The sequence below is a fragment of the uncultured Clostridium sp. genome (assembly GCF_947039605.1).
Classification (GTDB): domain Bacteria; phylum Bacillota; class Clostridia; order Clostridiales; family Clostridiaceae; genus Sarcina.
The window spans coordinates 1-8,788 of record NZ_CAMQZG010000078.1 but is presented as its reverse complement, the minus strand read 5'-3'; the positions used below and the strand labels follow the sequence as shown (position 1 = coordinate 8,788).

The 8,788-nt window shown below is 26.4% G+C and carries 10 protein-coding genes; 1 reads left to right on the top strand and 9 read right to left on the bottom strand.

Going from position 1 to position 8,788, the window contains the following annotated elements; genetic code table 11:
• The first annotated feature begins 120 nt into the window (after positions 1-120).
• Positions 121-1,206 carry a RepB family plasmid replication initiator protein gene (locus tag Q0V24_RS16540; RefSeq protein ID WP_297523198.1) on the top strand — a complete coding sequence of 362 codons (1,086 nt, stop codon included), beginning with the start codon at positions 121-123 and terminating at the stop codon, positions 1,204-1,206.
• Positions 1,207-1,286: 80 nt separating this feature from the next.
• On the opposite strand, the gene Q0V24_RS16535 is transcribed toward Q0V24_RS16540, so the two are convergent.
• From Q0V24_RS16535 to Q0V24_RS16495, 9 genes are all read right to left on the bottom strand, one after another.
• Complete coding sequence (locus tag Q0V24_RS16535; protein ID WP_297523197.1) at positions 1,287-1,682, bottom strand: hypothetical protein; 396 nt, start codon at positions 1,680-1,682, stop codon at positions 1,287-1,289.
• A gap of 3 nt (positions 1,683-1,685) precedes the next feature.
• Positions 1,686-2,456 carry an AAA family ATPase gene (locus Q0V24_RS16530; protein ID WP_297523195.1) on the bottom strand — a complete coding sequence of 257 codons (771 nt, stop codon included), beginning with the start codon at positions 2,454-2,456 and terminating at the stop codon, positions 1,686-1,688.
• A 281-nt stretch (positions 2,457-2,737) separates the two neighbouring features.
• The gene (locus Q0V24_RS16525; protein WP_297523193.1) at positions 2,738-3,529 is read right to left on the bottom strand and encodes a GH25 family lysozyme; all 792 of its coding nucleotides are present in this window, start codon (positions 3,527-3,529) and stop codon (positions 2,738-2,740) included.
• Positions 3,530-3,626: 97 nt separating this feature from the next.
• Positions 3,627-3,830, bottom strand: a complete 204-nt coding sequence (locus Q0V24_RS16520) for a hypothetical protein (protein ID WP_297523191.1) — start codon at positions 3,828-3,830, stop codon at positions 3,627-3,629.
• A 19-nt stretch (positions 3,831-3,849) separates the two neighbouring features.
• Positions 3,850-4,110, bottom strand: a complete 261-nt coding sequence (locus Q0V24_RS16515) for a hypothetical protein (protein ID WP_297523189.1) — start codon at positions 4,108-4,110, stop codon at positions 3,850-3,852.
• Positions 4,111-4,120: 10 nt separating this feature from the next.
• Positions 4,121-5,935 (bottom strand): phage tail protein, encoded by a 1,815-nt coding sequence (locus tag Q0V24_RS16510; protein WP_297523187.1) that lies wholly within the window; start codon positions 5,933-5,935, stop codon positions 4,121-4,123.
• 15 nt (positions 5,936-5,950) lie between these two features.
• Entirely contained in the window at positions 5,951-7,678 is a 1,728-nt protein-coding gene (locus Q0V24_RS16505) for a hypothetical protein (RefSeq protein WP_297523185.1), read from the bottom strand.
• Position 7,679: 1 nt separating this feature from the next.
• A complete protein-coding gene (locus Q0V24_RS16500; RefSeq protein WP_297523183.1) occupies positions 7,680-8,378 on the bottom strand; it encodes a hypothetical protein in 699 nt (232 codons plus the stop codon).
• A partial coding sequence (locus Q0V24_RS16495; RefSeq protein ID WP_297523181.1) for a hypothetical protein occupies positions 8,375-8,788 on the bottom strand: 414 nt, incomplete at its 5' end. The genes Q0V24_RS16500 and Q0V24_RS16495, both read right to left, overlap by 4 nt.

The window sequence follows — 8,788 nt, the reverse complement described above, 5'->3', positions numbered from 1 at the left end:
ACCCCGACAAATTGGTACTGATACCCCGACAAATTGGTACTGATACCCCGACAAAGGTTATTTACTTAATCCTTGTTATGTAATATAATGGTGAAAGATGTTATTTAAAGGAGTTTAAAAATGGAAGAAACAAGATTAGATATATTATTTAAAAATAATAAGATGATAAAAGCTAAATATGATTTTACTTTAGCTCAAAATAGAGTGATGCAAAAAGCTTTTCATTATATGCAAAAAAATAATAGTCAATATGCATATTTTACTTTAGATGATATGAAAGAAATTACAGGACATAGAAATAATCAATGTATACCAGGGATTAAGTTGATGTTAGATGAACTTATGAAAAATAGAGTTATTCAAATAAAAGATAATGGGTCATGGATATCATCTTATATTATAGCTTCTCATGGATTTGATAAAGATAGTAATACTTTTACTATATCATTAGCCCCAATGTTTGTAGATATGATTTTAGAATATAGAGAGCATGGATTTGCGACTTTGAATGTTACTAGGTATTTAGAAATTGGTGGTAGTAATGCACAAAGATTATATGAATTTTTAAGAATGTGGACAGGAACTAAATATGTTATAGAGTACAAAGTTGAAGAGCTCAGAGAATATTTAAATTTAACTAATGCATATAAAGAATTTAATGACTTTAAACGTAGGGTTATTGAAGCTTCAGTTAAAGAAATTAATAAAAAAGAATTAATGGATATACATAAGGTTGAATATATAAAAATTGGTAGAAAAGTTGAAAGAATTAAGTTTTATGTAAAAGATTTAGAACCAAGAAATTATACTTTTGAAACTAAAAATTATAAAGTAGATAGTGATAATAATATTCCAATAGATGGTCAGATGAATATTGATGAGGTATTAGACGATAGTGATCCAGTACATGAACTAGCAAAAAAAACTGGACTTGCTGAAAAAACAATAAGGAGCTTAATTGATAAAGAAGGAATAAGTAGAGTTGAAAAAGGTATAGAAATACTTTTAGAAGCTGAAAACATTAAAGCTCCATTAAAATATCTTAAAGGTATTTTAGAAAATTTGAAAAATCAAACTAAAACTAATAATATATCAAATCCAAAACCTCTTAGATTTTCAAATTATCCTCAAAGAGATTATGATTTTGAAAAATTAGAAGAGGAACTGTATGGATTTGATATTGATGATAATGAAAAACCTTGTTAAGAGTGTAAATGATATTCTAAAATTTAATTAGATAAAAAATTATTTTTTTTCACAAATATAAAAAAGAACTAGAAATTATTCTAGTTCTTTTTTATATTATTAAATATATCCTCTAGTATTTCACCAAAACTTTTGTTTTTATCTTTACTTAATTTCTTTAATGACCTATTTAAATCTTTATCTATTTTTACATTAAGGAGATTTTTGTTTTCATCTTCTTTTCTATCAATATCAATATTAAAGTTACCATCTGTATCATATACAGCATCAAAGATTGATTTAACAATGACTGTTTTAGTAGTTTTATTTGTTTTAGCAAGTTTATCTATTTTCTCATAAATCTCTGAACTAACCGTAAATGCAGCCTGAACCTTTTGTTTCTTTTCTGGTATATTTAAAGATATTTCAGATGTAATTTCTTTATTTTCAGTATTTTTGTGTAGTAATTTCATACTTTCATTTAATCCACTTTTCATATTTTATACTCTCCCTATTATATATTCACTTAAATATTTTATTTCATCAAAGGCTCTATTATTAATCTTTGAAGTTATTACCGTTTCGAATTTATCTATTGTATTAGGATATGCAGATAAAGAACTAACCTGAAGTTTATTTATAAAACTAGCTCCTAAGTTACTTTCAAGTATTTCTTTTACTTCAATATTTTTAGTTATTTTTCTATTATCAACTTTAGATAAGAAACAGAAAAATTTAGTTGTGTGATCTTTGTTTAAATCAACAGTAAGGTTAATTAAGTTAATCAATCCACGCATTGAAAAAACACATGTTTCAATTGGAGCAAGTATCATATCGCTAATATTAAGACAATTTAGAACTGTATTACTCATTGCTGGAGGATTATCTATGATAATAAAATCATAATCTTCAGTTAAGTTATTTAATTTACTTTTCATAATATCTGTTCTATTATTCTTTAAATTTAAATCAGTATAGACATGATCTATTGAACTAGCAATATAATCAATGTTTTTAAATTTAGATTTAACTATAAAGCTATTGATATCTTTTTTTGACAAGTAAAGCTCTTCAATTGTTGGAATTCTATTAGAACTAAAGTAATCATCATTTTGCCCGTCGCTTAAGATGTAAGTACTATTTGCTTGACCATCATTATCTATAAATAAAACCTTCCTGTTTTTTTTTATTGAAATATATGTAGCTAAGTTAAGCGAAAATGTAGTTTTACCGACTCCACCCTTCTGATTAAATATACTTATTACCTTCAAAATCATCATTCCTTTTCTATATAATACTGAAAGTATAATATAAGTGAATTGCAATGTAAATTATTAAATTATTGCTTTTTTTCAAGAATTTATTTAAATTTAAATGCAAATACAAATAACCAGAAATGAAAATATAAAAAAAAATAAATATAAATAATTAAATGAAGAAATTCAAATATAAATAAAATTAAATTAAAATGCAAAAGATATGAAATGTAAATACATTTTAATTTAAATGCAAAAAAAGACTAGCAAGAAATTAATCTCACTAGTCTAAAATGTTATTTTAAATATTCAGCATACATAAATCCACCATGCTCTCCATAATATGTTGACCACCACTTGCCAGCTTTACCCGCAAGCTTAACTTTATCACCTTTATGGACCTTACCAATTATATTAGAATTAGTACTTGCTCTATCTCTTACATTCAAAGTTGGTGTAGTTACGGTTGCATAATCACCAGGAGCTAAAGTTCTTTTCATTCCTGGAATATAAATTCCTGTATTAAATACATCTAAGTCTGTTGATCCAGTAAAGTTTCCGTTGTCAGCATGTTGCCATCCTATAAGATTATCAGTATTTCCCCAAACTTTTGTTTTTTTCGGTTCATTTACTCCATACTCAGCAAGCCATAAGCCATACTTTTCAAGGCTTGAATCTAAGTATTCATTTGCAAAACTTAAGTTGGTATAGATACATGGATAATGCCCTGTTTGATTTGTTATTTCTGTTGCAAAATCATTTATGCATTTGTTTATTGTTGCTGCACTTTGATTATCTGTAACTTCTATATCAATTGCTATTCTGCAATTATAATCAAGCCCTTTTATTTTTTCTAACATGAATCTTGCTTGCACTGCTCCATCATCACAAGAGTGAATGAAGTGATAGAATCCTATATCAAGTCCAGCTTCTTTTGCTTTATTATAGTTTTGCATAAATAATGGGTCTGTATAAGTTTGTCCTTCTGTCCCTTTGATATAACATACTTTATACCCTTCGTTTGATACGTTGTTTAAGTTTATATGTGGTTGAAACATTGATATGTCTATTCCTTTGATATTCATCATTTTTAATTCCTTCTTTCATTTTTATTTTGATTTATTTTAAATTTAGGCAATAAAAAAAGAGCATTTACGCTCTAACCTTCTATTGCCATGAATATTATTATTTACTTAATCCTTTTGTTGTTGGGTTGTTTAATACGCCAAGTGCTACACCGATGCCACATAAAGCATTTATTGTATACATTGCTTTTGTGTTATCAACTATTATTCCAACATTATTTAATATTAAAATAATTGCTCCTGCTATTGCTATAATAGTTCCTGTATTGCTTAATCTTTTTAAAATTTCTTTTAATTTTTTCATTTTTTTAATTTCCACCTTTCTATTTAAAAACAAAGTGATTTTGAAGTATCCAAATAAAGAAAACTACTAAAAAACTAACTAGCGTTGTGCATAAATATTTCATTGTACTTGTTAGTCCTTCTACTGACTTGCATAAACTTTTTAAATCACTTCGTGTTTTTGTTGAGTCTTGAATCTGTTCCACTATTTTCTCCTCTAATTTAACTATATGTTCCTCATTTTTTTCGATTTTTTCTTTATGAGAATCTAAGATTAATTTTATGTTTTCATCATTCATCATTTTATTTCCTTTATGCTAAAATTGTATAAACTATATTGCCATATCCTCGCCATGATGGACTTGTTTCTGTTCTAGGATTGAAAGACATAATACTTACTTTTATAGTAAATGTCATACTATCTTTATCATTAGACAAAAGTTCAACGTCATAACTATTAAGGCAATCTGTTGGATTTTCAGAGAAAACATTTCCAAGCCAATAGGCGATTTTATAATCCTTTCCTCTAAATATCTCTGGAACGGTTATAGTTCTGTTTTCTCCACTATGAACTTTACTTACTGAATCATGATAATAAAGACAGTGATAATCAAATTTACCGTCACCACTCTTATAATAAAATCCATCTTCTCCTATAATAGTTTCACTACCATCTTTAAATTTACAGTCAAGTTCTTCCTGTGTAATCTTTAAAGGTGTATTACCTCCGATTGTAAAATCAAATTCATTTAACTGCTGTTTTAATTCAGAACTCATATCTTTACTAGAAATTTTATCGCTTATTTCACTGGAAAGCTGAGTTTTCATAGATGATATATTCTTATTTAAATCCTTAACACTATTTTGAATCTTAGTTGCAGTTTGTGTTTTAACAGTTGAAATACTATTATTTAGAGTTTTAACTGTATCTTGAATTTTTTCGTTACTTTGAATTCTATAAGTTTCAAAATTATCTCCTGATACTTTTGTTTCAAGTTCACTTCCTATTGAAACTATTTCTATTTTATTAGAATTTATCTGAGCTATTGCACTACTAACATTATCATTAGATGTAATAGCACTCTGATTTAAATCAAATGTGCTTTTAAATGGATTTTCTAAATCTAATAGGATAGAAACTATTTCATGTATGTTATCATACTCTAATGCTTCATTTATAACTCTTATAGGCATATATAATTTTAACTCATCAAAACTATTGTCTATATAACTCAAGTCTAATGCTGTTAATTTAATAGAATCAGCATTTAATTTTACTTGTGAAAAAACTGCTTTAGCCTTATTCAATAAATTTTGTGGAATAGTTACATCATCCCATTTCATCACCTTTTCAATAACTCCATACTTAGCAACTAAGTTATCATCCTGAACATATTCAATATCATTATTGACACTATTAATACCAATATTATTTTTACCAAAAGGTATTACTCTAGTAAATATATTTATATCACTATCATCTACATCAATTGATTCCATATTAGAGCCAAGCTCTACGGTTTGAACATTAGTTATTGGACTATTAAGTAAGTAGTCTAAATAATTTATACCATTTTCACATCTTATGATTAAATAACCGTTATGTCTATCTAAAACCTTAGATATTAAACCTTCTAAACTACTTTCATAATTAGTTTTAATATAAACAGGTTCGTTTATTTCTATATTACCAAGCAATATTTGTTTTTCTTTTCCGACCTTAGAGTTATGGTTATCTAATAATTTAGTTAAAAAAGTACTAACCGTAGCATTTGCTATTGCTCCTTTTGGAGCTTTTGCTGGTAAGTCTAAGGGATGAAACTCCCAAACACCTACATAAGTATCATTTAAATAGTTAAGAACGCTCTCACAAACTACTGTGTTAGTAAACTCACCAGTATTAGTCATACTCATTGAATTAGACATAACTCTCCCATTAAAAATTAGTGTATTAGTTCTTTCATCAATTACCTGTATATAATCTAAATATTTTTTTAATTTATTATATTTAGGACTATTTATTGCTAATTCAAAAGTTAATAATGATGCTGTATTTTTAGTAAATTTTATATTTTTATTTAAACATTTAAGTTCTTCAGTAGTTCCTTTAATTTTTATCTTAAACATTAGCTCCCCTTCTTATCAATAGTTTTTATAGCAAAGTAAAGTTACACCATATTCAGATGAAACTGTTGAAGAAGATTCGTTTTGTAACTTTAAAAATAGAGTTGTATTGCTAGAAATACTTGAAAGTATAGTAATTTTGTTACTATCACCAGTTCCTGCAATTCTATTTATTCCAACTATAATTGGATTTTTAGAATTTATATTGAATTTTGTTAAATCTACTTTATAAACTTCTATTCCTTGATTAACATTAACTGTAAAATCATGATAAATTAAAGATACATCATTTGATAAAAATGTGCTTAAATCATCACCATAACTTCTAGTTTCTAAATTATTAGTCATAGATTGAATTACAGTTGATTTTTTTCCGTTATTATCTTGATTAATAACATTATAAACTTGATCATCTTTTACACGATTGTAAGTAATGTCTGTTTTACAGTTCCAACCATTATTTTCTGTATCATAACGATACATTTTCCCACTATCTATATTTGTAACTTCAAGAGCTTTCCCAGTTGTAAAGCATGTATGATTTTTAAAACTTGTATCTCCATTTATAGATATTTGGGAATTTGAATCTGTATGTGAAAATCCATAATAATTTTTATCATTATTTATCACTCTAGAATAAAATAAATCCGTAAGTGTAAGAATACAGTTTTCAACAATTCCATTTTCACCAGTTTCTGAGTCCCAAATTGATACTTCACTTCCAGATACAATCAGCTTTGCTGGATTTTTAATTATTTCGGTTTTAGATTCTCCACAAAGGTACATAGCTGTTGCCATATTTTTTGAGCTTTTAAAGAATCCCGCTTTTTGAAGTTGTATTGAAACTTTACTTAATTTAATATTAAAATCTGAAAGAGCTATATTTGAAAGGTTATTCGTATCAAAATATAGTCCAAATAGACAACTGTTTAAATTACAGTTTGAATAAATATTTTCAGTTATCCAACATTGTGCTAATACAGAATCTTTTTGTGATAGATTTATAGAAACTCCCTTTCCAGCATAAGCAACTTCTAAATTATCTAAGTGAAGATAAACTAAGCCCATAGACCTATTATCTGTATACGTATTTCCATTCTCATCATAATTTTTCACTTCTATATATAATCCAGTTCCATATCCTGATGCAAAAGGGAAATTAACAAATATATTATTTAAAGTAAAGAACCTTCTACTTTCATTGCTGTTATTACTTTCAAGATATATAGCACTTCCAGCAAAATCATTTTCAAAAGCTATTTGTAAATTTTGAATTCCAGATTTATTTGTTGTTTTGAATAAATAATTTTTTTCATCTAAATTTTGATCACCTACAAATTTAATAATAGTTTTGTAAGTCCCATCACCAAAAAGTATATTTCCTTCTAAAAGATTATATTTACTTTTTGCAAAATTATAAATACCAGTAGGAAAGTAAATTCTTTGTCCTGATTTGAGAGCTAAAGAAAGTGCTGCATCATAAGTAGTATCACTTTCCTTTTTATAATTTAATATATTTACACTTCCGTTAATAAAGTATTTCATCATTGTTATATTTTGCATTATATTTATAACATCCATACCAGAATATTGGCTAGAATTTGTATTAAACCATTTATTTAATAGTCCTGTTGCCTTATCAGTTTCTTCGTTTATTAAGTTTAGTCCATTAACAAGTGCTCCACGAACTTCTTTTCCATAAATAGCTGTATTTATTTTATTTAGTTGACTTTGAATATCTGCCATTTTAAATTGTCTCCTCCTTAAAATTAATATCCATAATAGCTTTATTAGCTGTCTTTATAAATATTTTATTTATCCCATTTTTAAATATAAGTCCAAATTGTTTATTGTCTCCAATTTTCAAATTATAATCTTTATTATTCAGACTTATTGAAATATTTTGATTTAAATAAATAGAAGGTATTATATCAATACCATCTATTTGTATATTAATCACATCACCTGTATTTACAATATGTCGATTATTTTTTGTTATCCCATCTATAAAATTAAATGTATCCCAAATATAATCTCCATACACGCCTTTTGTAAGAGTTGGATTACAAGTAAAGGTAGCTGTGAATTTTCCAAGACTTATAAATGATTCTAAATTACTTATTTGAGTACATCTGCCTATATAGAATCCATCGATATAATTGAATTTTAAAGTACTTTTTGCTCCACTTAGTAGCCAAGAACTTGCTTTAGAAAATACTTCATACATTTTATTTTGATTTTTTTCTAAATAGTTAAACTCTATAGTTATAATTCTATCGCTATAAGTCATAAGTCCACCTGTAACAACAGTGCTAAAGTCAAAGCTTCCATTAGAATATGGAAGCTTTTCTGTAATCAAATTAGGAGTAGGCGCACCTAATTTAACACTTAGAATCCCCAACCCAAAATCTGTTGATAAATGATTATTAAATTCTAAATATTTCATGTGATACCTCTCAATCTTTTTTGAAGTTCTATTTCTTTACCATTTAATCTATTTTGATAAGCATTACTTGCATATGCTATTTCTTTACCATTTAAAACAACTTTTAAATTAATTTCTTTATGATCTTTAGTATTATCAATTTTAGAAATTATTTTATCTATAGCATTATTTATTATTCCTTCAATATTTATTTCATCAATTGAATCTTTTAATATGCCACCACTGCTAGATATTCCTGTTGTTAAACTATTTAAAGAATTTAAACTAGTTGAAGATTGACTTGCTAAACTAAAGTTAGTAGGTTTTTGATTATTAATAGGCATTGCTAAAAACTTTGATTGGCTAGGTTTTGGCGCGTTATTATGTGGAATAACTACATTTAACCCAATTGCGTGTGCTGCTGCATGTCC

Bases quoted from the DNA above. Each gene is read 5' to 3' on its own strand.
- Q0V24_RS16540 (WP_297523198.1), top strand. From the start codon at position 121: ATGGAAGAAACAAGATTAGATATATTATTTAAAAATAATAAGATGATA.
- Q0V24_RS16535 (WP_297523197.1), bottom strand. From the start codon at position 1,682: ATGAAAAGTGGATTAAATGAAAGTATGAAATTACTACACAAAAATACT.
- Q0V24_RS16525 (WP_297523193.1), bottom strand. From the start codon at position 3,529: ATGATGAATATCAAAGGAATAGACATATCAATGTTTCAACCACATATA.
- Q0V24_RS16520 (WP_297523191.1), bottom strand. From the start codon at position 3,830: ATGAAAAAATTAAAAGAAATTTTAAAAAGATTAAGCAATACAGGAACT.
- Q0V24_RS16515 (WP_297523189.1), bottom strand. From the start codon at position 4,110: ATGATGAATGATGAAAACATAAAATTAATCTTAGATTCTCATAAAGAA.
- Q0V24_RS16510 (WP_297523187.1), bottom strand. From the start codon at position 5,935: ATGTTTAAGATAAAAATTAAAGGAACTACTGAAGAACTTAAATGTTTA.
- Q0V24_RS16505 (WP_297523185.1), bottom strand. From the start codon at position 7,678: ATGGCAGATATTCAAAGTCAACTAAATAAAATAAATACAGCTATTTAT.
- Q0V24_RS16500 (WP_297523183.1), bottom strand. From the start codon at position 8,378: ATGAAATATTTAGAATTTAATAATCATTTATCAACAGATTTTGGGTTG.